This window comes from Chloroflexota bacterium (genome assembly GCA_020161265.1).
Taxonomy (GTDB): domain Bacteria; phylum Chloroflexota; class Chloroflexia; order Chloroflexales; family Herpetosiphonaceae; genus Herpetosiphon.
The window spans coordinates 365,860-391,898 of sequence record JAIUOC010000004.1; the positions used below are offsets into that span (position 1 = coordinate 365,860).

The 26,039-nt window shown below is 50.2% G+C and carries 23 protein-coding genes; 12 read left to right on the plus strand and 11 right to left on the minus strand.

The window, feature by feature from the left end; translation table 11 throughout:
- Positions 1-77: 77 nt before the first annotated feature.
- The 3 genes from LCH85_11540 to LCH85_11550 are packed head-to-tail and all read left to right on the plus strand — an operon-like array spanning position 78 to position 3,656.
- The gene (locus tag LCH85_11540) at positions 78-2,828 is read left to right on the plus strand and encodes a protein kinase (protein MCA0352617.1); all 2,751 of its coding nucleotides are present in this window, start codon (positions 78-80) and stop codon (positions 2,826-2,828) included.
- Positions 2,828-3,109, plus strand: a complete 282-nt coding sequence (locus tag LCH85_11545) for a hypothetical protein (GenBank protein MCA0352618.1) — start codon at positions 2,828-2,830, stop codon at positions 3,107-3,109. Before LCH85_11540 ends, LCH85_11545 begins: the two co-directional genes overlap by 1 nt.
- Positions 3,110-3,128: 19 nt before the next feature.
- A complete protein-coding gene (locus LCH85_11550) occupies positions 3,129-3,656 on the plus strand; it encodes a peptide deformylase (GenBank protein ID MCA0352619.1) in 528 nt (175 codons plus the stop codon).
- On the opposite strand, the gene LCH85_11555 is transcribed toward LCH85_11550, so the two are convergent.
- The 5 genes from LCH85_11555 to guaA all read right to left on the minus strand — a co-directional run bounded on the left by LCH85_11555 (position 3,648) and on the right by guaA (position 9,948).
- Complete coding sequence (locus LCH85_11555; protein MCA0352620.1) at positions 3,648-3,995, minus strand: hypothetical protein; 348 nt, start codon at positions 3,993-3,995, stop codon at positions 3,648-3,650. The genes LCH85_11550 and LCH85_11555 overlap by 9 nt on opposite strands.
- A gap of 12 nt (positions 3,996-4,007) precedes the next feature.
- Positions 4,008-4,616: a hypothetical protein gene (locus LCH85_11560; protein MCA0352621.1), complete on the minus strand. Its 609-nt coding sequence runs from the start codon at positions 4,614-4,616 to the stop codon at positions 4,008-4,010.
- A 30-nt stretch (positions 4,617-4,646) separates the two neighbouring features.
- A complete protein-coding gene (locus LCH85_11565; protein MCA0352622.1) occupies positions 4,647-5,669 on the minus strand; it encodes a hypothetical protein in 1,023 nt (340 codons plus the stop codon).
- 32 nt (positions 5,670-5,701) lie between these two features.
- On the minus strand, positions 5,702-8,335 hold the full coding sequence (locus LCH85_11570; protein ID MCA0352623.1) for a LuxR C-terminal-related transcriptional regulator: 2,634 nt from the start codon (positions 8,333-8,335) through the stop codon (positions 5,702-5,704).
- 68 nt (positions 8,336-8,403) lie between these two features.
- Positions 8,404-9,948: a glutamine-hydrolyzing GMP synthase gene (guaA, locus tag LCH85_11575; protein MCA0352624.1), complete on the minus strand. Its 1,545-nt coding sequence runs from the start codon at positions 9,946-9,948 to the stop codon at positions 8,404-8,406.
- A 418-nt stretch (positions 9,949-10,366) separates the two neighbouring features.
- Between guaA and LCH85_11580 the strand changes: the two genes are divergently transcribed.
- From LCH85_11580 to LCH85_11600, 5 genes are all read left to right on the plus strand, one after another.
- The gene (locus LCH85_11580; protein MCA0352625.1) at positions 10,367-11,188 is read left to right on the plus strand and encodes a 6-carboxytetrahydropterin synthase; all 822 of its coding nucleotides are present in this window, start codon (positions 10,367-10,369) and stop codon (positions 11,186-11,188) included.
- Positions 11,189-11,249: 61 nt separating this feature from the next.
- Positions 11,250-11,870 (plus strand): GTP cyclohydrolase I FolE, encoded by a 621-nt coding sequence (gene folE, locus LCH85_11585; GenBank protein MCA0352626.1) that lies wholly within the window; start codon positions 11,250-11,252, stop codon positions 11,868-11,870.
- Positions 11,863-12,564 (plus strand): SDR family NAD(P)-dependent oxidoreductase, encoded by a 702-nt coding sequence (locus LCH85_11590; protein MCA0352627.1) that lies wholly within the window; start codon positions 11,863-11,865, stop codon positions 12,562-12,564. Before folE ends, LCH85_11590 begins: the two co-directional genes overlap by 8 nt.
- An 873-nt stretch (positions 12,565-13,437) precedes the next feature.
- Positions 13,438-13,896 carry a hypothetical protein gene (locus LCH85_11595; GenBank protein ID MCA0352628.1) on the plus strand — a complete coding sequence of 153 codons (459 nt, stop codon included), beginning with the start codon at positions 13,438-13,440 and terminating at the stop codon, positions 13,894-13,896.
- A gap of 133 nt (positions 13,897-14,029) precedes the next feature.
- Entirely contained in the window at positions 14,030-15,040 is a 1,011-nt protein-coding gene (locus LCH85_11600; GenBank protein ID MCA0352629.1) for a GHMP kinase, read from the plus strand.
- 50 nt (positions 15,041-15,090) lie between these two features.
- Here LCH85_11600 and LCH85_11605 read toward each other — a convergent pair whose 3' ends face one another.
- The 4 genes from LCH85_11605 to LCH85_11620 all read right to left on the minus strand — a co-directional run bounded on the left by LCH85_11605 (position 15,091) and on the right by LCH85_11620 (position 19,161).
- Complete coding sequence (locus LCH85_11605) at positions 15,091-16,962, minus strand: hypothetical protein (GenBank protein ID MCA0352630.1); 1,872 nt, start codon at positions 16,960-16,962, stop codon at positions 15,091-15,093.
- Positions 16,959-17,117: a hypothetical protein gene (locus tag LCH85_11610; protein MCA0352631.1), complete on the minus strand. Its 159-nt coding sequence runs from the start codon at positions 17,115-17,117 to the stop codon at positions 16,959-16,961. Before LCH85_11610 ends, LCH85_11605 begins: the two co-directional genes overlap by 4 nt.
- Before the next feature lie 220 nt (positions 17,118-17,337).
- Complete coding sequence (locus LCH85_11615; GenBank protein ID MCA0352632.1) at positions 17,338-17,748, minus strand: cupin domain-containing protein; 411 nt, start codon at positions 17,746-17,748, stop codon at positions 17,338-17,340.
- A 21-nt stretch (positions 17,749-17,769) separates the two neighbouring features.
- Entirely contained in the window at positions 17,770-19,161 is a 1,392-nt protein-coding gene (locus tag LCH85_11620) for a MurT ligase domain-containing protein (GenBank protein MCA0352633.1), read from the minus strand.
- 329 nt (positions 19,162-19,490) lie between these two features.
- On the opposite strand from LCH85_11620, the gene LCH85_11625 reads away from it, so the two are divergent.
- From LCH85_11625 to LCH85_11635, 3 genes are all read left to right on the plus strand, one after another.
- The gene (locus LCH85_11625; protein MCA0352634.1) at positions 19,491-20,555 is read left to right on the plus strand and encodes a type III polyketide synthase; all 1,065 of its coding nucleotides are present in this window, start codon (positions 19,491-19,493) and stop codon (positions 20,553-20,555) included.
- A gap of 11 nt (positions 20,556-20,566) precedes the next feature.
- Entirely contained in the window at positions 20,567-20,773 is a 207-nt protein-coding gene (gene xseB, locus LCH85_11630) for an exodeoxyribonuclease VII small subunit (GenBank protein ID MCA0352635.1), read from the plus strand.
- A gap of 524 nt (positions 20,774-21,297) precedes the next feature.
- Positions 21,298-22,281, plus strand: coding sequence for a TerC family protein (locus LCH85_11635; protein ID MCA0352636.1), 984 nt, complete (start codon positions 21,298-21,300; stop codon positions 22,279-22,281).
- Between the two features lie 109 nt (positions 22,282-22,390).
- Here the strand turns inward: LCH85_11635 and LCH85_11640 are convergent, their stop codons facing one another.
- The gene (locus LCH85_11640; GenBank protein ID MCA0352637.1) at positions 22,391-23,515 is read right to left on the minus strand and encodes a DUF418 domain-containing protein; all 1,125 of its coding nucleotides are present in this window, start codon (positions 23,513-23,515) and stop codon (positions 22,391-22,393) included.
- Positions 23,516-23,547: 32 nt separating this feature from the next.
- Positions 23,548-24,138: a TetR/AcrR family transcriptional regulator gene (locus LCH85_11645; protein MCA0352638.1), complete on the minus strand. Its 591-nt coding sequence runs from the start codon at positions 24,136-24,138 to the stop codon at positions 23,548-23,550.
- A 389-nt stretch (positions 24,139-24,527) separates the two neighbouring features.
- Between LCH85_11645 and LCH85_11650 the strand changes: the two genes are divergently transcribed.
- The gene (locus LCH85_11650; protein MCA0352639.1) at positions 24,528-25,853 is read left to right on the plus strand and encodes an alpha-L-fucosidase; all 1,326 of its coding nucleotides are present in this window, start codon (positions 24,528-24,530) and stop codon (positions 25,851-25,853) included.
- The last annotated feature ends 186 nt before the right edge of the window (positions 25,854-26,039 follow it).

Here is a 26,039-nt window from a genome sequence, read left to right on the forward strand (position 1 = left end):
CCAGCCCAACTATTCACAAAAGCCCTGAGATCGTCTAGACTGAGCCGACACAATGAGTTATTGTGAGGTCTTTTTATATGCAAGATCCCCAGTTGATTGGGCGCATGCTTAATCATTTCAAAATTGTCGATAAACTTGGCCAAGGCGGCATGGCCATGGTTTATCGTGCTTACCAAGAAAACCTGAATCGTACTGTGGCGCTCAAATTGTTGCCACCAGAGATGACATTTGATCAAAGCTATATTGCGCGGTTCCAGCAAGAGGCGCGGGCCGCCGCAGGGCTTGAACATAGCCATATTGTGCCAATTTACGAAGTTGGCCAAGCTGAAGGCTTTTACTACATCGTCATGAAATATATTGAGGGCAATACGCTCAAGGAAAATATCGAGCAAGAAGCCCCAATGTCGGTTCATCGGGTGCTGGAGTTGCTTGAGCCAGTTGGCAAGGCGCTCGATTATGCCCACCGCAAGGGTGTCATTCACCGCGATATCAAGCCTTCGAATGTGATGCTCACGCCAGAAGGCTGGGTTTACCTGACCGATTTTGGCTTGGCTCGTGGTGGGAGCAGCGATTCGGGCTTAACTCAAGTTGGCACAGTGATGGGCACGCCGGAATATATGTCGCCTGAGCAGGCTCAGGGCTTGACGGTTGGCGCTGCCAGCGATCTTTATGCCTTGGCGGTTATGGCTTACGAAATGCTGACCAAGCAGATGCCATTTGTCGCCAATAATGCCCAGGCTGTGCTTTTGGCGCGGGTTATTCGTGCACCACGCGCTCCCAGCGATCTGATTCCGACCATGCCATCGGCGGTCGAAGATGTTTTGATGAAGGCGTTGGCTCGCACGCCTGAGGCACGTTATCCAACGGCGGCGGCTTTTTTCGAGGCTTTGCGGCAAGCAAGCAATGGTGCACGGCCAAATGTCCCTGCGACAACACCGTTTGCCCAAAATCAGCCAGCCCAATATGCGCCAACGCCACCGAGTAGCCCACAGGTCTATCCGCCAACGCCAGTGAGCAATCAACAGCCAGTTGCGCCACATTACCCGCCAACGCCGCTGAGCAATCAACAGCCAGTTGCGCCACATTACCCGCCAACGCCAGTGAGCAATCAGCAGGTAATGCCGAATTATCCACCGACCAATCCCAGCAATCAACAAGTGGTGATTCATAGCCAATCGCCCTATGATGGCTATGTCGCGGCCAATACCCAAGCTACTCGGCCAGCAATCATGCCAAATGCAGCCCAGCCAGCGCAATATAACCAACAGCCAATTAGCCAACCCAGCCCAGTTGCCTATACAGGTGCTACCTCAGTTCTGCGTAACAAACAAAAATTGACGATTTGGGTTGGTGTAGGGGTTTTGCTATTGGTAGCAGTTGTAGTTGGGGTGATTTTGGCTTCTGGCAGTGATGCCGAAGATATTATTGCGCAAGGCGATGCTGCCTTTGAACGCCGTGGCGGCTTGATCGAAGCAATCAATCTCTACAAAGAAGCAACCGCTGCTGATGATGAGAGCTTCGAGGCCCACGAAAAACTAGCCATTACCTATCTGATGCGTGGCCAAACGCCTGATGCGGATCAAGCAATTCGTCAAGCAATTGCAATTGATGCCAACCAAGCTAGCGCTCATGCTTGGCTCAGCCAAGTGCATTCCGATAATCGTCAATTTAATGAATCTTTGGCTGAAGCCGAAGAAGCCGTGCGTTTGGATGCGAATCATCCTTTAGCCTATATGGCACGAGCTACTGCACGAGCTGATGTCGGCAACGAGCAAGGCGATGCAGATTTGCTGGCCGAAGCCTTGGCCGATGCCAATAAAGCGATTGAGCTTGCGACCAATCGTTCGCGCTTTGAGCAAGCGATGGCCTACAGCGCCAAAGGCTATGTTCAATGGGTCACCTACCAAGATCAAACCAGCCGCGACGCTGGCGCTGGCAAAGAATTTGTCGTCGATGGCATTGATAATTTCAATCGGGCGATTGGGTTGCAAGAGCAATTGCCGTTGCTGCGTAATAATATTGGCTATTTTTATGCCGAACAAGCGCGGGTTGCCCTGCACCTCGGCGAAGATGAAACCGCAGCTCAGCGCTTTGAAAAGGCCTATCAATCATTCGATGATGCTCTAGCGCTTGACCCGAATTATGGTTTGGCCTTTGCCGGCAAGGGTTGGACGCAAATTTACGAGCGTAAATATGAAGAAGCTCAGCAGTTTTTTGACCTAGCGCTTGAGCGTAACCAGCGTGACCCCAACGCCTTGAATGGACGAGCATTGACCAACTGGTGGCTGGGTCGTAACAACTCTAGCGACCCACAGAGCGATTATGCAGCAGCAATTCGCGATTATGAAGCGGCGATAGCCGAAGCTCCATCGTGGCTATCAGTCTATGTCGATTTGGGCTATGTCTATCTCTACGACACCAAAGATACTGACAAAGCCATCGCAACCTTCAAAAAGGCCTTGGAACGCGATCCTGAATATCCAAATGCGATTGCTGGCTTAGCCGATACCTACTACGACACGCGCTACTACGATGAAGCGTTGAAGCTCTACGAACAAACGATTAATCTCCAGCCCGATTATGCAACGGCCTACCTCGGCAAAGCCAATATCTTGTACAATAACAAAGATTATGATGCAGCGATCGATCAATATAGTACGGCGCTCGATTATAATCCCTCGTTGAAAAATGCCTATATTGGCAAAGCCTATTGCTATCAAGCCAAAGGCGATATCGACGAGGCTCGCCAAGTTTTGCAAGATGGGTTAGAATCAGTGGCCTATGTTGATCAATCCGAATTGCAAACTATTTTGGATAAGATGAAGTAATGCGACCAATTATTCTGGCACTTCCAGCAGTATTCATGTGCTGCGGCATCATCTGGATGGCCGCAGCCACCACCTTTTTATCCAACAAAACAGGCCGCGTGACCGACCTACGCCGTTTGTTTGGCCGAATGAGCCTGATCGTTGGGGCGGTTATTTTACTTTGGGCGGGTGTAGTAATCGCCATGGATATTGTCAAAATTGCCTATCCCTTGGTGTTTGCGGTGGTTGGGGGCTTATTGTTGTTTCAAGGCTGGGCGTTTAGCCGTTTCAAACTTTTTTAACCGAATCAAGGAGCCTGCTATGGCGGTTGTCCCACTGATCGAGCTTGGAAATCCGTTGTTACGCCAGCCAGCAACTCCATTTGCCGACCCAACTAGCCCCGAAGTGGCCCGCATTTTGAATGATATGCGCGATACCTTGGCCGATATGCGCCAACGAATTGGCTATGGCCGAGGTATTGCCGCACCCCAAATTGGTGTGCTCAAACGCTTGATTTTGATCGATACCCCTGACACCAATTTAGTGCTAGTTAACCCGCGTTTCGAGCGCTGGAGCCGTGAGGAAGATGAGCGCTATGAATCGTGTTTTAGCTTTCCTGGCATTTGGGGGTTGGTGCAACGCCCACTTGGGGTAACCGTGGTCGCCTATACGTTGGCGGGCGAGGAACAACGGATCGAAGCGAGTGGCAGCCTCTCACGCATTATTCAGCACGAAATGGATCATCTTGATGGCTTCGTTTGGCTTGATCGTGGCCCTGATTTGCACAGCCTCTGCACCACCCAAGAATATGAAAAACGCTATATTAGCCGCGAACGCGAATCACATTAATGCGGTGAGCATAGTTTGGGCTGCTTGAGCCGCTAGTTGCGCATGGCGATCATCAATGCCATAGACCGCAATATAGATTGTAACCTCAGCCTTGGTCGTAGCATCCAAGGGTTTGGGTGGGTTGCTCCACGAATTATGCCCGTTGGCCTCAGTTCGCGAAACATAACAAACTTGATCACCTGTATCCAACAGCAATTTGCAATGGCCCAACCACTCAGGCGCAGCGGTGCAAATGCACTCATCGGCAGCTTGTAAGGCGGCCTCAAATAGCGCTTGAATTGAGGTTGTTGGCGAAACTGCGAGTTGAGCAACAATAGTTGCCGCGCCAATTTCTAGCATGCTCTGGCTCCTCTAGCGCAGTGGCTCACTAAATGCCCGCACCATCAAGGTTGTGGCCGCCGGATCATCAGCGGTAAACGGAATTACTGGCACATCGGGGCGCAAACTGCGAATCTCGGCTGCGACATGCTCAAGCACGCTTGGCTCAACTAAATCGCTTTTGGGCAACACAATCACATCGGCGATGTTAATTTGGCCGCGCAATAATTGACCCAAGCCATAACTATCGTGCCACATTTTACCAAAGCGCACCGGATCGACCAAAGCAATAAAGCGCCAGTTGATCTGGCTAATCATCGGGTGTTGCAAACTGGCTTTGAGCAATTCGGGCTTAGCAATGCCGCTAGCTTCGAGCAGCAGCCAATCTGGCTCATAATGTTCGCTCAAGCGTTGCACCGTAATTTGCAAGGGCAAGGCCAAATCGCAACAAACACAGCCCGCTCGCAACTCGCGCACGGTCATGCCCTGCGATTGCAGATAGCGCCCATCGATGCCGACGCTACCACGCTCGTTTTCGATAATCGCCACATACTCGCCACGATCGGCCAAGGCATTGGCAACCGCCAACAACAAGGTCGTCTTGCCAGTTCCTAAAAATCCGGTTAATACAGCCGCTCGCATCGCCAAGCCCTCCGATTAATCACATTGGTATTATAGACCATGTGCTTGGCGAAATACTGCTTCGGTCTCTGCCAATAATATCTCGCGTTGTTCCAAGGGCAAGTGATATTCGCGATGCAACAAGGTATTAGCATGTAATTTAATCGACTGATCATGATCTTGGCTAAGATCACGCAAGATCGAGTAATATGCTCCGTTACGCTGGTCTTGTAACAGTTCATAACGTAGCCATTCGAAACGATGAGCATAGTCGATATTTGGTAGTTTTACTCGTTGACTCACGATGGATGCATAGGAGCTAAAATCACCGCCATGGTGCTGTAAGCTCCAGCCTTGCCAATGATGTGGTGGAAAATGGAGATTTATATCCAGTGATGGGTCCCATACATGGATTTGTTGTTGTTGCATATCAAGATGCAAACAGTCAACCAACTCCTCATACTTCACTGCCAGATCAAATTCCTGATAAATTAAATGCTGTTGCAAAACATCAAAATCTGCTAGATTACTGTAGAGCAAATCGTTTATACGGTCGTCTAAAGGAAAGAAATATACCTTATCATCATTAAATCGGATACTTAATAAAATAGAATAGCGCTCATCCAGTGAAATTAATCCAAACGTTGGTTTTTTGGCATTAGCGAAAAAAGTGGCAGCTAGTTCTTTAGGCGGGAATCGCTGGCAAAAATCGTATAGAATTCCAAGATAATCAGCAATATCATACAGTTCACGATGTGCCCATTGAATTGTCCAGCCAGGCCATCGGTAACCCATACATTCGATAAAAACTGCTTGGAACGAGAGATCCCACGAAATATACGTGCCACCAAAGAGCAGAACAACCTTCTCGAACGGATCAATTAAGATTCCGCCTTCAGCAAACACAGGATTTGTCCATTGATCAGGCTCGCGTTGGGCTTGCAGGCGAATCAACTTGAGCGCATGCTCTGGCCCCCAAAAAACCTGAAACGGCAAGGTATTGGCGAGCCAATGATCATAGTAAAGCTCATAGCCGTTTTCGGTCACGATAACTAAATTGGCTCGATGCCCCATAGTGTTCTCCCTTCACTCATTGTCTTGATTTGTTAATGCAGCAAGCCTTCGTCGCGGGCGATGGCTACGGCTTCGGTGCGGCTGCGGGCATTCAGTTTGCCCAGCAAATTGTTGACATGGCGTTTAACTGTGCCAATAGCAATGACCAAGCGCTCGGCAATTTCAGCATTGCTATGGCCTAAAGCCAATAATTTCAGCACTTCGATTTCACGTTCGCTCAGTGGTTCGTTGAGGCTTTGGGCGGCGCTGGCGGTGCTACTTTGTTGCAGCATTGCCGCCACAATCGCCGCGCGTTGCGCCGCATAGCTTGTGCCTTCTCGCAGCAATTGGGCCAAGCCAGCACCAGCATCAATAAATGTGCGCAAGGCTCCTTCTTGTTCGCTGATCGCCAAGGCTTGCTCTAGCTGGCTTTGGGCAGGCTTGAGATTATGTTGGGCGGCATAGGCGAGGGCCAACGTTAGCAGCCATTCAAGCCGATTGCCCCCAAATTTGAGCGTTTGTTCGAGCAATGCTTGGGCTAATTGCAAAGCTTGAGCTGGATCGTTATTGGCAATCAACCAGCGGGCGTAGGTATTGGCCGCGCTAACCTGCTGCCATTGCCATGTCGTTTGCTGCACGGTCTGCGCCCAGCGCCGCACTGTCGCTACATCGCCCAAAATCAAGGCCATCCGCGCCTGCGAGGCTTGAACTTCGTTGATAAAGCGTCCAACATTGTTGCGCTGGGCAAAATGCAAGGCCTGCTCAATTGAGGCTTGGCTGCTGCGCCGCTCGTTGTTGGCATGCTCAACTCGCGCCCGCAAACGATAGCCATCGGTGGCAATATCCAAATAGCCATTAATTTGAGCAATGGCAATCGCTTGTTCAGCATGAATTTGGGCTTCCTCAAGCTGATTCCATTCGTAGCAAACTTCGCCCAAGCCAACATGAATCAAGCCCAAGGCTGGCACTTGATGCCAACCACGTTCGCTGGCTAGCTCGATGCCACGCCGATAGGTCGCGGCAGCTTTGCGTAAATGGCCTTGTTGGGCCTGAATCTGGCCAAGATCGGCGATTGCCAAGAGCATAGCAAAGGTGTTGCCGCTACGCTGATTGATCGCAACTGCATCGCTAGCTGCGGCCACGGCAATGGTTAAGTTGCCAGTCAAACGCGCCGAAACCGTCAAATTGCCCAATAAAATCCCGCGTAATACTAAATCGTCGTGTTCAACTAGTTCGAGCGCGGCCTGCGAATGCTGCATCGAATGCTCGATGTTATCGCCAAAGCGTAACAGCACCGCCTCGATTGTGGCAATTTCGGCGTTGGCTCGCGCTTGTTCAGCTTGGGGCAAGGCTTCGAGATGGGCACGAGCCTGTTGGAGATGTTCTTCAATCCCTAAAATATCAACTGTCAATAGTTGCGACCAAGCAGCAATCAAGGCCAAATGGCTCGATTGGCTAAGCTGAATCGCTGGCAACCGCGTGAGCCAACTGCGCACGCTCAAAGCTTCGCCACGCATCAAGGCATCACGGCCAAACTGGGCAATCAAGTTGGCGGCTTGTTGATGATCGTTGGCCGCAAGGCTATAGTTGATTGCGCTGTTTAGATCGTTGTTGGCCGCATGCCAAGCGCTGGCACGTTGCAAAAATTCGGCAGGCGCTTGTGGATCAAGCTGCTGGAGCCGAAAACGCAAAAATTCGGCAAATAAATGGTGATAGCGATACCAGCGTCGCTCATCATCGAGCGCCACCAAAAAGAGCTGAGCATCGGCCAATTGCGCCAACATCTGCGCCCCAGTGCCTGGCTGCCAATCCAGCAGTTGGTCGCATAAAGCTCCAGTCAAACGCTCGGCAATACTGGTAGCCAGCAGAAATTCAAGCGTCGCTGGATCAAGCTGATCAAGCACTTCTTCGGCCAAATAATCGAAAATATAACGATGGCTGCCGCTAAATCCGCTCAATATTTGTTGCACATTGGCGCGATCCTTGGCCGAAAGTGCGGCTAATTGAATGCCAGCGACCCAGCCCTCGGTGCGTTCAGTCAGCCAATCGATTGTGCTTTGATCAGGCAAATCGCCAAGGGTTTGCGCTAATAATTGGGCAGTTTCAGCTGAATTGAATTGCAGCACACTGGCATCAAGCTCAGTCAAATAGCCTTTGCCGCGCCAACGACCCAAGGGCAAGGGCGGCACACTACGGCTAGCAATAATCAGGTGGAGTTGGGCAGGCAATTGATCGATCAGCCAAGCCAAGGCACGATGCACAACCTGAGCATCAATCCAATGATAATCATCGAGCACGAGCAGCATCGGGGCAGGCTGGGCCACACTAATTTCGTTGATCAATAAGGTCAAAACCGCTTCAATCGCTGGTTGTTGTAAGCCATTCAACAGCGCCATTGCATTACGGCCAAGCATTGGCTCTAGCGTTTGCAGGGCCACAATTAAATAGCGAGCAAAGCGAATTGCATCATTATCGTTGCTATCGAGGGTGAGCCAAGCCACCCGCTGGCGAGCATTGGCCAAGCTACTGAGCAAGGTGGTTTTGCCACTACCAGCACTGGCGGTAATTAAGCTCACTCGCCCACGACAGGCCAAGCGATCAAGCACATGCTGGCGCTCAACCAACGTGCTAGGAATTTGGGGAGCTGCCAACTTGGTTAATAAAACTAATTGATGCAAATCGCTCATAGTGCTCTTTTGGCAACATCGACCACCGAAGTGGCCGATGCTGCTGCTAGAATGACTGGGCTTTTAGATTATTCCCATTCGATTGTGGCTGGTGGTTTTGATGAAATATCATACACCACTCGATTGACTCCCGTCACCTCGTTAACGATGCGACTCGAGACTTTGGCCAACAATTCGTAGGGCAAACGTGCCCAATCGGCGGTCATAAAATCTTCGGTGCTGACTGCACGAATCGCAATGGTATCGGCATAGGTGCGATAATCGCCCATCACCCCGACACTTTGCACTGGCAATAACACCGCAAAGGCTTGTTGGGTAGCGCGATACAAACCTGCTGCCCGCAATTCTTCAAGGAAAATCGCATCGGCATGGCGCAAGGTTTCTAAGCGCTCAAAGCTAATTGCGCCTAGCAAACGCACCGCCAAACCAGGCCCAGGGAAGGGATGCCGCCAGACCCAATCTTCGGGCAAGCCTAAGGCCAAACCAGCTGCTCGCACTTCATCCTTAAACAACATGCGTAATGGCTCGATCACTTTGAGTTTCATATCGTCGGGCAAGCCGCCAACATTATGATGGGTTTTGATCTTGACTGCCACATTGCGATCTGGCGCTGTCGATTCGATCACATCGGGATAGAGCGTGCCTTGCACCAAATAGGCCGCGTCATCGAGGTTGCGGGCTTCGCGCTCGAAAATTCGAATAAATTTTTCGCCAATGATCTTGCGTTTTTGCTCAGGGTCAGTCACGCCTGCCAGGGCTGCCAAAAATTCTTCAGCGGCATCAACCGTAATCAATTCAATCTGGAAGTGATCGCGGAAGGTGCGTGAAACTTGCTCGGCCTCGCCACGGCGCAACAACCCGTTATCGACAAAAATACAGGTCAAGCGTTCGCCGATGGCTTGGTGCGCCAACAAGGCCGCTACCGCCGAATCAACCCCGCCGCTGAGCGCACAAATCACTTGGCCGCTGGGCGCTTGCTGCTGAATTCGCTCAACTGCTTCTTGGATAAAGTGGCTGGGCTGCCAACTACCAGCACACACGCAAATGCGGTAGAGAAAATTGTGCAACACTTGCTTGCCATAGGGTGAGTGCACGACTTCAGGGTGAAATTGCAAGCCATACCAGCGTCGATCTTCATCGGCAGCGGCGGCATACGGCGAGTTAGGACTGACCGCGATTGGATGCCAGCCAGCAGGCAGGGTTTCCAAGCGATCGCCGTGGCTCATCCAAACCGAATGTTCGGTCGGAATATCGGCTAATAGTGGCGATTCAGCGGTAATGGTAATCACGGCATGGCCAAATTCGCGGTCGTTGGAAGGCTCGACTTTGCCGCCCAAATGATGGGCCTGCAATTGTAAACCATAGCAAATGCCCAACACAGGCAGGTTGCTGGCCAAAACCCATGCTGGCAGTTGCGGCGCACCCTCGGCATAGACGCTATTCGGCCCACCCGAAAGAATGATGCCCTTGGGATTGAGCGCAGCAACCGCAGCCTCGTCGGCATCGAACCGCACTAACTCACTATAAACGCCCGCTTCACGAACCCGCCGCACAATCAATTGACTATATTGTGAGCCATAATCAAGCACCACAATTGCTTCGTTCTGTGTCATTGTTTCCTCAGTTTGGCACAACAACGGCGTTGTTATTTTGGTTGAGCATACGATGCGGCTAGTTTAACATAGGAACGCAGAACATAGAACATAGAGCATAGGAGTTGGGGATAGGGGATCGGTTGTTGGGGGTCGGGGATCAGGGGCTAGAGATCAGGGGCTAGGGCTTTGGCATAAGCAGCCTTCGCACGCTTCGTGTGCTTCGCGGTTTCGGCCCTTTGTCTTACTTCGTATCCTTCGTGGATCAATGCTTTTCCTTTGCGGTTTCAAAAACTGATCCCTGACTACTGGCCCCTCATCCCTCTATGTAACAAGTTCATCCTTAAAAAACATTGAGACGTATGAATTTCAATGGCATAATAAAAACTACGTGATCGTTAGCTGGGGGATTGGTAGTTAAAATAAGGATGAATTGCCCATGGATGTTTTTGCAACACGGCGCTTTAATTTTTCGGCTTCGCATCGCTATTGGCGCGAGGAGTGGAGCCTAGAACAAAATGAGGCGGTGTTCGGCAAATGTACCAATCGCTATGGTCATGGTCACAACTACGAGTTATTTGTGACGGTTGCTGGGGCGGTTGACCCGATCACTGGGATGGTTATGAATATGGTTGAGTTGAAGCGCCTGGTAACAACGGTGTTAGACCAGTTTGATCATAAACATCTCAATGAGGATACCCCCTACTTTCGTGAAGTGATTCCGACAACCGAAAATCTGGTACGGGTTTTATGGGGCTTGATCGAGCCGCAATTGCCTAAAGGAGTACGTTTAGCTAAATTACGTTTGTATGAAAATAGCGATTTGTATGCTGAATATTTTGGGCAGCAACAGCAAGCGACATTTAATCGGCGCTATGAATTTTCAGCGGCGCATCGCTTGCATGCCCAAGGCTTAACCGATGAGGCCAATCGTGAAATCTATGGAAAGTGTAATAATCCCAATGGTCATGGCCATAATTATCAACTAGAGGTTACAGTTGATGGTCTGATTGATGCCCAAACCGGCATGGTGATTGATTTGGTGGATATGGATCGGCGTGTGCAGAGTGTGCTTGACAACTGGGATCATCGTCATCTTGATTATCAGGTTGCCGAATTTGCCGAACAGCCCTCGACTGCTGAAAATATTGTGGTGGTGCTGTGGCAACGCCTCGAAGCCTTGTTTGGCTCGCAATTAAAGCATTTGCGGCTATGGGAAACCGCCAATAATGTGTTTGATTATCCGCTCAGCCAGCATTGAGCAGCGGCAACCCTGAATCGTGGATGAGGTTCTGGAACTACTAATGCAAAGGATGGATCAGATGACGCTTATTTACTCTGGCAATGGACTCAATGGCAACTCAGCACCAGCAGTGCGCGAAGATATGGAAGCCGCCGTGCGAACCATTCTCGAAGGTCTCGGCGAGGATGTTGATCGTGAGGGCTTGCAACGCACCCCACATCGGGTTGCCAAAATGTTTAGCGAGCTGACCGCTGGTTATCATACTGATCCGGTGGCGTTGATTAACGATGCCATTTTTACGGTCGAATATAACGAAATGGTCTTGGTGCGTGATATTGAGTTTTCGTCGCTGTGCGAACATCATATGCTGCCATTTTGGGGCAAAGCCCACGTTGCCTATGTGCCGAATGGCAAAGTGCTTGGGCTTTCGAAAATCCCACGGATTGTCGATATGTTTGCCAAACGGCTGCAAGTGCAAGAACGCCTAACCCGCGAGATCGCCGATTTTGTGGCGCAAACGATCGATGCGAGCGGCGTAGCGGTGGTGGTACAAGGTGCGCATATGTGCTCGATGATTCGCGGCGTTAAAAAGGCCAACGCTCGCATGATCACCCAATCGTTGCAAGGTGTGTTTAAAACCGATCCGCAAATTCGCGCTGAATTTATGGGTCATATCACGGCGAATTTTTCCGATGACTAAAACAATTGTGATTACTGGGGCTGGCCGTGGGATTGGCCGCGCAATTGCCTTGGCTTGTGCTGCCAATAACCAGCTGATCTTGCTGGCACGCAACGCAGCTGAATTGCAAGCAGTTGCCGCTGAAATCCAATGGGCTGGTGGCACGGCGCAGGTGGTAGTTGGCAACGCTAGCGATCCAGCGATTGTGCAACAGGCGATTGATCTGACGCAGCAAGCAGGCCAAGGCCAAATCGATGGGCTGATTTTGGCGGCTGGCGTGGCTCATGTGGCCGATGTTGGCACGTTAAGTTTGCAACAATGGCAACAATCGTTAGATGTAAATTTAACTGCTAGCTTTTTGGTATGCCAAGCGGCCTTGCCCTATCTCAAGGCTGGCAGCCAAATTATTGCGATTTCGTCGATTGCTGGCAAGAGTGGTTTTCCAGGTTGGGCGGCATATTCAGCCAGCAAATTTGGCTTGATGGGCTTTTTACAGGCTTTACGCGAGGAGCTACGCCCGCAGGGAGTACGAGTCACGGCAGTCGTTTCGGCGGCGGTTGATACTGCCTTGTGGAACGACGTGGCGGGCAGTTGGAACCGCCAAAATATGTTGCAAGCCAGCGAAGTTGCCAACGCGGTCGCCCATATTTTGAGCCAACCCAGCCATGTGCTGATCGACGAGATCAGTATTGGCCATGTGGTCGGGAAATTGTAAACAACAAAAAACCGAGGCGGTAAATGCCGCCTCGGCTTACTCTGGAAGTCCCAGATTGAGAATGGTCGAGCATCAAACTGAAAGGCTGCGATGTGCGATGGTAGTGCGATGTCGAGTGCAATGAGCTAGAACGATGCGACAACGTGCTGGAATGTCGTGCTGCAATGTAGTAGTGCGATGAGTGCTGCAACGAGTTTGGTTGGTGCGACGATGTGCGATGATGTGTACTACGACGATGTTAGGTTGCTGGGCGACTACGATGTTCAGTTCGATTACTCTGGATGTATCATACCAAGCTTATTCCATTGATTCAATCAAGCGACAGTCCATAGCTTGATAGCACCCCGCTTCCCCCATATGTGTCATCAAAAAATTTTAATAAATCACCCATTTAAGCCTCAATTCCAACACTTTACTCAATAAGTCGAGTTTTTTCGTCGTTTTAGTGGCTTATAGCGTACAATTTCGTCATTCGCCTCAACAATCTGCCTAAACAAAGGGGGGATGTAGCCATAAAGTACTATTGTGGTACGTAAGGATTGGGTTTGGGATGTCGAGAATGTGAAGAGCCGAAACCACAAAGGACACGAAGTTGAGCTTTTGGCCACAGATTGACACAGATGGATGTGATTATTCTGCTATGCCCTAGCTATTTCCTGTTTCACCCCCGCATTTCCTGACCCCTGATCCCCGATCTCTGGCCCCTCCATCACTCTGCGCATCTGCGTTATAAAGTTGGCCCCTGAATCCTTGCCTCGACCCCCAACACCCAATCCCCAACTCCTATGTTCTATGTTCTATGCTCTATGTTCTATGTTCTATGTTCTCAATTTAAGCTACTATTAGCCCCAAATCCTATGCAATGAGGGTGCTATGCGAAATTTGATTCTGAAGGTGGTTTCCTATTTGTTCTTCATCCGTCCATCCAAACAACGTTCCTATGGCGATTACGAGAAGCTCTTGACTGAAAGTGGCACAACGATTGAGCAGCGAGCGAGTAATGCTGCTGATCTACCCGAAAATCGCAAACAATTACGCCATATCGTGGGCATCGAACGTTGGGGATCACAACGGCTCAAAGTTTGTTTTGGTGAGCCATTTAGTCGTGATGAATATGATGTGTATGCGCCAGCCGAGGATCGTTCATGGCCTCAGTTGCTGGCAGATTTTAAGGCAACCCGCCAAGAAACGATCGCCTTAGCCAAACGCTTTGCGCTTGAGCAACCAGCTGGCGATGTGGTTGAGCACAACGATTTTGGCGCGTGGAATGCCCGGACATGGCTACAATATCTCTATTCACACGGTTTAAACGAGGCTAAACGCTTACGCTAATTGCCGAATAAACTTGCAGATCGCCAAAATCTGCTACCATGAAGCGCCATTGCTTGCGATGGCGTTTTGTTGTGCCAATAACCAACCCTCATCGCTGTGCCGCTCGGTTCTGGCATAGCTCAAGGAGTAGCGTGTGAAATTGTTTAAAGCCAAAGCACCAATGCGGATTGGTTTTTTCGGCGGGGGCACTGATGTTAGCCCCTATGCCGAAGAACATGGCGGCAAGGTGCTCAATTGTACGATTGATAAATATGTGCGCTGTATGCTCAAGCCGATCGATCAGCCTGGAATTACGATTCGCTCACTTGATCTGAGTGCCGTTAGTCGGGCGGTAACTGGGCGTGAATGGGATGGCAAGCTCTCATTGCCCCAAGCAGTGATCGATGCGCATCCTGAGATCAATGGCGTGGAAATTACCATGTTCAGCGATGTGCCACCAGGTTCAGGCTTAGGTTCTTCCTCGGCCTTGGTGGTGAGCATGCTCAAATTGCTCGATACTGCCTACCATCTCAAACTCGATGCCTACGAAATGGCCGAACTGGCCTATCGCATCGAACGAGTCGATTTGGGGATTCCAGGTGGTCGCCAAGACCAATATACGGCGGTGTTTGGCGGCATGGCCGTACAGCACTTCGGTGGTTCGCAGGTAATTATCGAACGGGTTGCGACCAGCGAAGATGCCCTGTTGGAATTAGAATCATGCTTAATTATTGGCTATGTGCGTGATCGCAAGCTCTTGACCCATAATTTGGTACAAGACCAAGTGCGGCGGGTGACCGAGGGCGAAACCTTGCGTCTGCACGATGAAACCAAAGCCATGGTCGATGAAGGGGCCAAGCTCTTGCGGCGTGGCCAGATCAAAGAATTTGGCAAGCTCTTGCACCATGCTTGGGAAATTAAAAAAGCCTTCTCACCACATATCGCGCCGCCAATCGTCAACGAAATTTATGATTTAGCCTTACGCCAAGGGGCTTGGGGGGGCAAGTTATCGGGCGCTGGTGGGGGTGGCTTTATGTGTTTCTGCGTGCCATTCAGCAAGCGGTTGCAACTCGAAGCGGCCTTGATTGAAGCTGGCGTGACTGTACGACCCTTCTCATTCACCAAGCAAGGCGTGCATGCTTGGAGTGTTGAAGAAGACGATTAATCGTGATCGATCAAAAAACGGCTGAGGTGGTTGCCTCAGCCGTTTTTGTTTTATTCATCGTCTTCAACGAAGTTTTTGTTTTCGACGCTGGTTTCATCTTCGGGTGGCGGGAAGTAGATAACTGCCGCTTCCTCGACGAGGAAATCTTGCTCCTCGGCCAATTCGCCCAGCAAATAGCTGCGAGTTGCCGGACGTTGGACATTGACCCCCAAGAACAGATCGTCGATGCTCAGCTCGAAGCCAGCCCGATCGCCTGGGCGAGGTTGGCCAACTTGCTCCAAGACATAGCCAGCAGTGGTAGCTAAGCGGCGGCGTTCACCTGGAGTCAGCACTTTCATGTTCTTGAGCCGTGGCAAGCGCTCTTGGCTGGCAATCAAATCGTTATCAGCATCGCAGTAGAAGGTGTGCTTGACGAAGGCATAGCGGCCTTTTTTATCGTCTTGTTGCAGCAACTTCACATCAGCGCCGCTGGTTTCTTCATATTGCAGCGTCCAAACGCTTGGGTCATCGGTCGCCGAAAGCGTAATCAATGCGCCTGGCACCAAATGTTCCTTGAAGAAATCTTCGAGGCCATGCAACCAACCACCGCGGTTGGCGGTTGGGTAACGCAATTCAGCCAAATAGAAACTATAGTGCTGTGGCGATTCGATCCGCAAAATGGCGGTGCGTTGTTCGGGCAACAATGGCTGTGGCAAAAGCGCCTTCATTGCTGCATCGTAGGGCAACACGCCATATTCCCATTCAAAGAAGCTCAGGAAGCGGCTCAATTGGCGGTTTTGTTTGATATCATCGGGGCTGGTTTGCTTCAAGCTATCATCGAAGTGAGGTGTTTCTTCGAGGAAGCTATAAAACTGACCAAGCTCGCTGGTTTTCAAGCGTTTAGTGCCAACTGCTGGTAAGCCCTTGGCGCTCCACAAACGTGCGCCTTGCACCCCAACAAATTCAAAATCTTTTTCGCGATTCAGCCGATAGTTCAAAGCAAAGCGGAAAGTCACATAATCGTTATCGCGGGGATTTCGATAGTAGACATCGCTGAGAATTGATGTATCGGGCATTGGCTCGCCTTGCTCCACGATATACTCGCGGATGCGGCGCAGATCGCCTTTGCTGAGCGTTGGGATGTTTTCTTCAGCAAAATATTCATCACCAAAGGCCACGATGCGGCGCAGTGGGTCATTATCAATTGCTGCCGATAACGCTGCTTGGAATGTGCTGCCATGGGCGGCCAAAATATGTTCGACCGATTGGGCAAAATCGAGGGCAGCGCCACCAGGCAAGACCAAGGTGGTTGAATTAGCTGCCACAACCGGAGTTGGGGCTTCAACCACAGCTGCAGGAGCAACCACAACTGGTGCTACGGCAACTGGTTCAACTTCATCCTCGAAGGTTTCGTCAAGCTCAACATCGCTGCTAGTAGAAATAGGCGCAACGTTGATAATTTCGCCTTCTTCACCAGTCGTTGGTGAGCGTTGTTGCCAGTAATCCGAGATAAACACTGGCTCAATCGTCGTTAAAGCTGGGCGAGTACGGGTAATCACCACGCTCAAATCATCAATTGGCAAGGGATTTTCTGGCTCGTGCAGCCGTTTGGCAAACGTATGGCGTGTATCAATTTGCGGTTCGGTATAGTAGCCGAGGCGGGTAGTGGCATAAACCACACGTTCGCCATCGTCAATCCGCCGAAAAATTTGGCTATTGGCTTCAAGCGCGGCGCTGATACTTGCTTCTAAGGCTGTTGCATCAACCCCATCTTGGCTAGCAATAAATGCGGCCAAATTGGCTACAGTTTGACGAACCGGAACATTTTCGGGAAAAAAGGCACTTTGCAGCATCATCACATTGAAGGCACGTTCGGCCAGCGTTTGCTGCTCGCTGCTGCCATTCCATGTTGGTTGAGCTGGTGCATTGGTTGGGTTACTCATCGCCCTTCCTCCTCAACCACCAGCGAGCGCAAAATTTCGACATATTTCGCGGTGATCGCTTCTAACGTTTGAGGCTGGTTGGATGTCCGCAACCATTGGATCAGACGTTCCAAGCCAGTTTCACCGAGTCGAATTGATTTAACATCAATTGGCATATCGGTCTGTGTTCTCCACCATGCCCCAAATTGCTAGGGCGTGGTTCTAATCAAGAGTCATTACAGTAGGCGCAAATGGCTATGACCCCATCTTGGCGATGCGGTACTGGCTATTATACCATAGAACATAGAGCATAGAGCATAGAACATAGGCTTCACAAGTCAGAGATTAAATATCAACCCATAACGATGTTTAGGCCATGTACTCTGAGGCCAATTGTTAAGCCCTAAATTGTTCTAGATCAGGGCGCAGCACCACACTTTCTTGTTCGTGGGGATCGGTGCGGGCGATAATCGCCACGGCCTCGGCCTCGTAGGGGTTAAAGGGAAAGTGGGGCATTCCAGCCGGAATATACACATACTCGCCAGCATGAACCACCGCATGCTGCTCCAACTGATGCCCATAATACATTTCGACGGTGCCACTTAACATATAGATGGCGGTTTCATGGCTTTCGTGATGATGCGCTTTGGCACGTGCCCCCGCAGGCATGCGCAGCATATGCATACAAATTGCTTGAGAACCAGCAGTTTCAGCAGCAATCCCCGCAAAATAATCCAGCCCTTGCTTGCCAGCAAAGGCGCTTTGTTCAGTTGGCCGAATAATCACACAATTCGCTTGTTCCTGCATAAACAGCTCCCACCTTGATGATTAACTTTCCCAAAATGGCTTAAGCACACCACGATCAACTAAAACCTCGCGCATTTCGAGCATGGCCGTATAGGTTGGCAGCAGGGTTAATTCAGCATCGTTGGCAATTGCCAGATCAAAGGCTTGGGCCAAATCTGGCTCAACTTGCAATTGCGCTGGCTCAATTCCCGCATATTTCAAGCGATTAGCCATATCTGCGGCCCGCGTACCGCTAACAACGATGCGTTGGGTATGCCCAACCAAGGCCTCAAAATCAGCATCCCAAAGCCATGAAACATCAGTTCCATCGGCGATTTTATCGTTAATTGCAAGCAGCAAGTTCAACGGCGTTTGGCTACCACTAGTAATCATGCGCACAGTTTCGCTGGCCCCAATTGGATTTTTAATCAGTGCCATCAAGACCTGTTTTTGTTGATATTCGAAGCGTTCAATCCGACCAAAGGCGGCACTAAATTGCTCCAAAGCGGCACGAATCGTCAACAAAGGAATATCCAAGGCACTGGTTGCCGCAATCGCCGCCAAGGCATTAAGCGCATTGTAAAGGCCAGGTAAGGGCAAATTTAATTCGAGTGCTTGCTGGCCTTGATTCTGTTCCAAGACGACTCGTAAGATGCTGCCGCGCGTCCCATCCAATTCCAATTGGCGTAGGCTAATTTGGGGTTCAGGCCGCCGATGGCCACAAGCCGGGCAATGATAACGCCCAATATGTCCATAATAGGCTGGTTCATAGTGGTAGGGCTGGCCACAGCGCCGACAGAAAATCGAATCGGCAGCATGGCGCAAAGCATCATTGCCATGGCGAACATCTTCAAGGCCGTAAAAGAGCACCTTGGCTTGCAACCCAGTTGCCAAGTCGGCGACGGCAGGATCATCAGCATTCAAGACTACAGTGCTTGTGCTTGGCAAGGTAGCCAACACTTTTTGCCATTTAGCGGCTAAGGTATCAACCTCGCCATAGCGATCAAGCTGATCACGAAAGAGGTTAAGCAGCAAAACGACTCGGGGCTGAGTTTCAGCAATCGCCGCAGGCAGATGCGCTTCATCGACCTCAAATAAGGCCCGTTGATAATCAGGCTGACCCCAAATCCCCAGATCAAGTGTCGCCGCAGTTAGCCCAGTAATTAGATTTGCCCCAGCCCGATTGTGCAAGGCTGGTTGGCCCTGTTGGCTACAAATTGCCGCGATCATTCGGCTCGTGGTGGTTTTGCCGTTAGTCCCTGAAACCAAAACCACCCCACCAGTTAAGCGCTTAGTTTGATGGCGTAAGACATCGGGCGCAACCCAGCGAGCGATTCGGCCAGGTAAATTGGTGCCGCCACCAAAGCCAAATTGGCGGCTGGCCCATTGTGCCAACTGGGCAACACTTAATCCAACATGCTCACGTATTGTCATGGTTATCCTCGATCCCAACCAGCCCATATTTGCTGTGCATAGAGTAGCATAAAACCATGAAGAAAACGATTGATCCACGAAGGAACACGAAGGGCCGAAACCACGAAGGACGCAAAGGGCGAGGGATGAGGGTTCAGAGGTCAGGATTCAGGATGTTGAATCATAGCTTTGCGATCTTCATGGTTTCAAAACTGACCCCTAGCCCCTGACCCCTAGCCCCTGATCCCTGAACGCTATGCGCTACGCTCTGTGTTCTGATTCAGCCCATGCTATAGTTAAACGGCCAACTGCTTCAGCGGGTAAGCAGCCTCTAGTAGATAGGAACGATGATGCCACGAATCCAAGCAATTGGGCTAGGTGTGCCCCAGTATTGCGTGCCGCAACGAGCGGTGCAAGAGTTGGTTGCCCAACGCTTTGCCCCGGCGTTTCCCGAAATTCAGCGCTATCTGACGATTTTTCGGCATGCCCAAATTGATACGCGCTACTTGGTACGACCTTTGGAATGGTGGCATGAACCACGTAGTTTTGCTGAATGCAACAATGTTTTTATTGAAGAAGCTCTAAACTTGAGTTGCCAAGCGATTGAAGCCTGTTTGCAACCGCTCGATCTTACACCAAACGATATTGATCATTTGGTTGTGGTGACCACAACTGGTTTGGCCGCACCCAGCCTTGATGCCCTTTTGATCCATCGGCTTGGCATGCCGCGCCAAATGCGCCGCACGCCAATTTGGGGCTTGGGCTGCGCTGGCGGTTTGGGCGGTCTCAACACGGCCTTCGATTATCTCCGCGCTGAGCCAAACCAGCGGGTCTTGTTAATAAATGTTGAATTTTGCTCGCTGACCTATCTCGCCGATGATTTTTCTAAGCGCAACTTGATTGCCACGTCGCTGTTTGGCGATGGCGTAACCGCCGTATTACTCGAAGGCGATCAAGTAGCTCCCCGCCAGCCAGGCTTGGGCCAGATTGTCGGCACACTGAGTCATCTCTATCCCGATAGTGCCGAAATTATGGGCTGGAATGTGGTCAATTCGGGGTTTGAAGTCGTTTTCTCCTCGCGCATTCCCTCGATCGTGCGCGAGGAATTCCGGCCTTTGTTGGAGCAATTTCTGGCCCAACATGGTCTGAGTCAAGCTGATCTTGGGCGCTATTTATTGCATCCTGGTGGGGCCAAGGTCGTGCAGGCTTACCAAGAATCGCTGCAGCTAGCTGACGCTGATTTGGCAGTTTCACGGGCAGTCTTGCGCGAATATGGCAACATGTCATCGGCCACTATTTTCTTTGTGATGCAGCAAGCCTTAGCAGCCCAACCACTAGCCAAAGACGAATTAGGCTTGTTGGCGGTGTTCGGGCCTGGCTTTAGTGCCGAATTGGGCTTAATTCGTGGTCAATAAGGAGATTAATTATGTCAAACAAGCCAGCATATGAAACGGTCTTTCATGAGTTGGAACAAACGGTTAATGCGCTCGAAGTTGGTGATTTGCCGTTGGAACAAGCCTTGAGCCACTACGAACGCGGCATGGCTCTGGCAGCCCAGTGCAATCAATTGTTACAAAACGCCGAGCTACGCGTCCAGCAAATTATCAATGGGCAGTTGGTTACGGCAGAATAGAGGGATCACGGGTCAGTTTTTAACCACGAAGAACACGAAGGGCACAAAGAGCGAGGGATTAGGGGTCAGCAGTCAGGATTCAAAATGGTGAATTATAGCGCTGTTGGCTTTAACCCTAGCCCTCAATCTCTGATGCCTATTCTATATAACCACGAAGCGGCACAAAATGATTATTGCTTTGTGGTTACAAAAACTAACCCCTAACCCCTAACCCCTGATCCCTACAGTCTTTGCTCTATTCATGGCACGTTGCTTGCAAAAAACTATTTGACATCAAACCTAACTCAATGTAGAGTTGATGGGTAGCAAAATACGAACTGCATGGGGAGTAGCCACCCGCCTTTCGGGGCAAATAGTCGTCAGTACGGAGTTCATCGCTCCCGGCTATTTGCACGTGATCAATGAATGTTCACGTCGGCAAGACCATCACGACACGTTTCTTTCTTATTCGTGCCGTGTGGTCTTGCGCGGCGTTTTTTTATGCCTCGCACCACTGGCCAAAACAAGCAGCGGAGGCGCATTCGATGGATATTGGAATTTGGCCGTGGGTTGGATTTACGATCTTTGTATTTGCGATGCTGGCGCTCGACTTGGGCGTGTTCCATCGCAATTCACACGAAGTTTCAGTCAAAGAAGCAGCAATTTGGAGCGTCGTCTGGATTTCACTGGCGCTCGCGTTTGCTGGCGGTTTAGCTTACTTTGAAAGTGGTAAGGTCGCAATTGATTTCTTGACTGGTTATGTGATCGAGAAATCGCTCAGCGTTGATAATATCTTCGTCTTTGTGCTAATCTTCTCCTATTTCCAAGTGCCCGCCAAATATCAACACCGCGTTTTATTCTGGGGTGTGTTCGGTGCATTGCTCATGCGGGCAATCCTGATCTTCGTCGGAGCCGCCCTAATTCGAGAATTTAATTGGATTCTCTACATCTTTGGTGGTTTCTTGATTTACACCGGGATTAAGATGGCTCGCCAAGGCGAAACTCACCTCGACCCAGATACCAATCCAGTCGTCAAATTAGTGCGTAAAATCTTCCCAGTTACCTCAGAATATCATGGTGAGCACTTCTTTACGCGCCACGCTGGTAAATTGATGGCCACGCCATTATTCTTGGTCTTGGTCTTGGTCGAAGCCAGCGACTTAGTTTTTGCGGTTGACTCGATTCCAGCGATCTTTGCTGTGACCACTGATACCTTCTTGGTCTATACCTCGAATGTCTTTGCGATTCTTGGTTTGCGTTCGCTCTACTTCGTGTTGGCTGGGGTGGTCGATAAATTCTACTACCTCAAATATGGTTTGGCTGTGATTTTGACCTTCGTTGGTGTAAAGATGTTGATTGTCAAGTTCTATCACTTCCCAACCTATATTTCTTTAGGCGTGATTCTCGGTGTGTTGACAATTTCGGTCATCGCTTCGTTGATGCGTGCCAAACGCCTCGAAGGGGTCGATACGCCGTTGGATAACCCAGTTACTAACAAGCCTGTAATCAAACCCGATAGCCAAGTCTAATCCAAGTTGATGCAACGCCCCCGATCGATGGCAAGATTGGGGGCGTTGTTGATTTTAGCTGGTGGCCCAGCGCAACACTGTTTCCAATGGGCCATTGGCATTGTTGATTTTAGCTGGTGGCCCAGCGCAACACTGTTTCCAATGGGCCATTCTTGAAGCGTTCTTTCCACCAAACTGAGCAGCCAACTGCTAAGCCGAAAAAGCCCAAGGCCAACCATAGCGCGGTTGCCAGACTTTGATTTTGATACAGACCAAGGCTGGTCAGTACACCCAAGCCAATTACCACATGGCCGATATACCATGTCAGCGCCAATTGGCCAGTTGCCGCCAAGCCACGAATGATGCGGCTAGCACCAAATAATTCACTTAGCTGTACACAACTCATAATGATTGCCAAGGCCACGCCACCTGCCGAGAGCAAAAATAAGGGCATTGGTGGAATTGAGCCAGTGCTGAACAATAATTCGGCATCTGCTTGCCCCAATATTGGCCAAACGTTGCTAAAAACGTAGGTTAACCCAATCGATCCAATTTGTGCTCCCAGTGCCACGCCTAGCCCAAGCCAAAATAAGCGCCAACGCACTTGCGCAACTTGTACGTTTTGGCGGCCAAGCCATATACCAAAGAAAATCAGGCTAGTCCAAGGGAACACGCTGCGGAAGCCATCAAAAAACAGATTACGCAATCCGCCCTTAATCGTCCATAAATTGGTATATTCGAGGGTTGTCCAATCCCAGTTTTGGTTGAAATTGAAGCGCAGCATCAGGCCAACAAAGGCCAGCATAAAGCCCAAGGCCAAGCCCAAAATGCGCCGATTTGAGCTTTGAAACAGCCAAGCAATCAGCAAAAACGAGACCCCATACACCCGCAAAATATCGCCTGGCCAGATTGTGAGGTTGAGCAAGCCCAAGCCAAGCAGAAATAGGCCACGTTTGGTCAACGTCCAGCGTTTGGCTTGAATTGCCTCAGGGCTAGGATTGGCGTGGGTGCGGGCGATCAAACTCAAGCCAACTCCCGCCAAAACGACAAACAAGGCTGCGGCACGACCCTCGCAAAACTGCACAATCAAACTGAGCAGGCCATTGGTTGTCGGTTGTTCAATGTTGACGAAGGTTAATGCGAAGTGCACAATCACCATCGCCAAAATTGCTAAAGCCCGTGCTACGTCATAACCAACAATCCGTTGCGAATCTTTGACCACATTTGTGGTCTTGTAATGAGCTACAATTGCCATAATACCTCTCCAATTGCCACAAACTCCCACAATTAAAATCGAGTGCCAGACAACAGATATTTAATCGTGTGTTTGAGACCAGTGGCATATAGGGTTAAATCATGTTCCGGATACAAACCCTTGCGCCAAGTTAGGCCATCGATCAGCATAATGATTAAATCGGCGATCTGCGGCAAATCTAAATTGGTTGCTAATTGCCCACGCTGTTGCGCCAGACTGAATAATTCAAGCAATGCTTGATGATTGGCCTGATCGCTCTGCCGAACCAAGTTGGCAATCCGTGGATTATGCATAGTTTCCGAGCCAATTTCGGCACTTAGCTCTGCATACAGCGGCGAACTAATGGCTGCCACCAACTGATCAACCAGCCAATCCAGCCCTTGCCATAAATTTGGCAGAGCACCAACTTGACGCAACAAGTCACTCAGATCGCGGCTATCGTCTTCAACAAAAGCCGCGATAATTTCATCTTTGCTGCGATAGTAGCGATAGACTGAGCCTGGGCTAAGCTGAACTTCGCGACAAATATCGTCCATGGTGGTCTGATGAAAGCCGCGCCGCGCAAAACAGATCGCTGCTGCATCTAAAATTTCGCGCTGCCGAGCCTCAGCTTTTGTAGCCATAACCAAATTAACTCCTAGCTAGGAAAATGCGAATGAACGTTCATTCGCATTTTATAAGAAAGAATCTATTTTGTCTAGAGTAATCAACGAAGGAATCAAAACCGCGAAGAGTGCGAAGGTCGCAACGTTAAGTTTTTAGCCACGAATTGCACGAAGGACGAGGGGGTTAGGGATCAGCGGTTAGGGATCAGGTTCATGCAACGTGTTTCAAGCTGCTGACCCCTGACCACTGAATCCTAATCCCTACTATTTGATTTCTGCCTTTTGCCTTTTGATTTCTGCCTTCTGGCTTTATCAAGAATTTCTGCGTGTTTTGGGCTAGGCGCAGGGCCAAAAATCGCTATGATAACGTTATCACACGAATAAGTTTAGCAAAGGAATCAATCGTGATGACCCATGAACATCCGCTTATTACGGCGCGAAATCAGCGCACTGAATGGTTTTTAGCAGCGCGGTTTGGCATGTTTATCCACTGGGGGTTATATGCCATTCCGGCGCGGGGCGAGTGGGTACGCAGCCTAGAGAAAATCAGCAACGAAGCCTATCAACCCTACTTTGAGCAATTTAACCCAACTGAGTATCAGCCACGCGAATGGGCCAAGCTGGCCAAGGCAGCTGGCATGCGCTATGCAGTGCTGACCGCCAAGCATCACGATGGCTTTTGCCTTTTCGATAGTCAACTAACCGACTATAAATCGACAAATACCCCAGCTCAGCGCGATTTGGTGCGCGAATATGTTGAGGCATTTCGCGCTGAGGGTTTGCAGGTTGGCTTATATTATTCGCTGCTCGATTGGCATCACCCCGATTATCCCGCCTTCGACGATGAATATCATCCGATGCGTGGCAACGAGGCCTATCGCGATCAGCCACGTGATTTTCAGCGCTACCTCGACTACATGCATGGCCAAATCGCCGAATTGCTGACCAACTATGGCAAAATTGATATTATGTGGTTTGATTTTTCGTATGGTGATCTGCATGGTGAGGCTTGGCGAGCCAGCGAGTTGATCAACAAAGCCCGTTCGTTACAACCAGATTTAATTATTGATAATCGTTTGGCGGCTAGTGGCGAAGGCAACAATAGTTTTGGCACACCAAATCCTGAAATCTATGCTGGTGATTTTGCCTGTCCTGAACAGTTGATTCCGCCAGCTGGTTTGGTCGATCAGCTTGGGCGTTCGGTGCCTTGGGAAGCCTGTATCACGCTCAATCAGCATTGGGGCTATTCGGCCAGCGACCGCGATTTCAAATCGTCGCGCCAAGTCGTGCATGGATTGATTGAGTGCGTGAGCAAAAATGGTAATTTGCTGCTGAATGTTGGGCCAGATGCCAAGGGCCGTATTCCGGCTGAGTGCCAGCAGATTTTACAAGAAGTTGGATTGTGGATGGCCGAGCATAGCGAAAGTATTTATGGTTGTGGTCGGAGCCAACTGGAAAAGCCGGAGTGGGGGCGCTATACCCAACGTGGCTCCACCATTTATGCCCATATTTACGAGCGGGGTATTGGCCCAATTAATTTTCGCGGCTTGAATGGCAAGGTCAAACGTGCTCGACTAATCGCCGATAACTCCGAGGTTAAACTCGAATTGCCGTGGATTGCCAAAGATTATGCCGACGATGTATTTTTGAACTGGCCCTCGGCTCAATTGCCCAACCAAACCGCGACCGTCGTGGCGTTGGAGTTAGACGAGGGATCAGGGATTAAGGGCTAGGGGTTAGGGACCAAGCATTTAACGCAGAGGGTGTGAGGGATCAGGATTCAGGGGCTAGGGGTCAGCGAATTGAAACACGCTGCATGAACCAGATCCCTGACCGCTGATCCCTTGTCCCTCGTCCTTCGTGCATCAAACATAAGCTTCGCGCTCTTCGTGGTTTCGCCCCTATGCTCTATGTTCTAT

What these genes read in the sequence shown, in the direction of transcription:
- LCH85_11610 (MCA0352631.1), bottom strand. Translation starts at nt 17,117, where the DNA reads ATGCCAATTGATGTTAAATCAATTCGACTCGGTGAAACTGGCTTGGAA.
- LCH85_11640 (MCA0352637.1), bottom strand. Translation starts at nt 23,515, where the DNA reads ATGGCAATTGTAGCTCATTACAAGACCACAAATGTGGTCAAAGATTCG.
- LCH85_11595 (MCA0352628.1), top strand. Translation starts at nt 13,438, where the DNA reads ATGCGAAATTTGATTCTGAAGGTGGTTTCCTATTTGTTCTTCATCCGT.
- LCH85_11580 (MCA0352625.1), top strand. Translation starts at nt 10,367, where the DNA reads ATGGATGTTTTTGCAACACGGCGCTTTAATTTTTCGGCTTCGCATCGC.
- folE (MCA0352626.1), top strand. Translation starts at nt 11,250, where the DNA reads ATGACGCTTATTTACTCTGGCAATGGACTCAATGGCAACTCAGCACCA.
- LCH85_11635 (MCA0352636.1), top strand. Translation starts at nt 21,298, where the DNA reads ATGGATATTGGAATTTGGCCGTGGGTTGGATTTACGATCTTTGTATTT.
- LCH85_11545 (MCA0352618.1), top strand. Translation starts at nt 2,828, where the DNA reads ATGCGACCAATTATTCTGGCACTTCCAGCAGTATTCATGTGCTGCGGC.
- LCH85_11555 (MCA0352620.1), bottom strand. Translation starts at nt 3,995, where the DNA reads ATGCTAGAAATTGGCGCGGCAACTATTGTTGCTCAACTCGCAGTTTCG.
- LCH85_11625 (MCA0352634.1), top strand. Translation starts at nt 19,491, where the DNA reads ATGCCACGAATCCAAGCAATTGGGCTAGGTGTGCCCCAGTATTGCGTG.
- guaA (MCA0352624.1), bottom strand. Translation starts at nt 9,948, where the DNA reads ATGACACAGAACGAAGCAATTGTGGTGCTTGATTATGGCTCACAATAT.
- LCH85_11615 (MCA0352632.1), bottom strand. Translation starts at nt 17,748, where the DNA reads ATGCAGGAACAAGCGAATTGTGTGATTATTCGGCCAACTGAACAAAGC.
- LCH85_11570 (MCA0352623.1), bottom strand. Translation starts at nt 8,335, where the DNA reads ATGAGCGATTTGCATCAATTAGTTTTATTAACCAAGTTGGCAGCTCCC.
- LCH85_11620 (MCA0352633.1), bottom strand. Translation starts at nt 19,161, where the DNA reads ATGACAATACGTGAGCATGTTGGATTAAGTGTTGCCCAGTTGGCACAA.
- LCH85_11645 (MCA0352638.1), bottom strand. Translation starts at nt 24,138, where the DNA reads ATGGCTACAAAAGCTGAGGCTCGGCAGCGCGAAATTTTAGATGCAGCA.
- LCH85_11550 (MCA0352619.1), top strand. Translation starts at nt 3,129, where the DNA reads ATGGCGGTTGTCCCACTGATCGAGCTTGGAAATCCGTTGTTACGCCAG.
- LCH85_11650 (MCA0352639.1), top strand. Translation starts at nt 24,528, where the DNA reads ATGACCCATGAACATCCGCTTATTACGGCGCGAAATCAGCGCACTGAA.
- LCH85_11540 (MCA0352617.1), top strand. Translation starts at nt 78, where the DNA reads ATGCAAGATCCCCAGTTGATTGGGCGCATGCTTAATCATTTCAAAATT.
- xseB (MCA0352635.1), top strand. Translation starts at nt 20,567, where the DNA reads ATGTCAAACAAGCCAGCATATGAAACGGTCTTTCATGAGTTGGAACAA.
- LCH85_11565 (MCA0352622.1), bottom strand. Translation starts at nt 5,669, where the DNA reads ATGGGGCATCGAGCCAATTTAGTTATCGTGACCGAAAACGGCTATGAG.
- LCH85_11605 (MCA0352630.1), bottom strand. Translation starts at nt 16,962, where the DNA reads ATGAGTAACCCAACCAATGCACCAGCTCAACCAACATGGAATGGCAGC.
- LCH85_11560 (MCA0352621.1), bottom strand. Translation starts at nt 4,616, where the DNA reads ATGCGAGCGGCTGTATTAACCGGATTTTTAGGAACTGGCAAGACGACC.
- LCH85_11590 (MCA0352627.1), top strand. Translation starts at nt 11,863, where the DNA reads ATGACTAAAACAATTGTGATTACTGGGGCTGGCCGTGGGATTGGCCGC.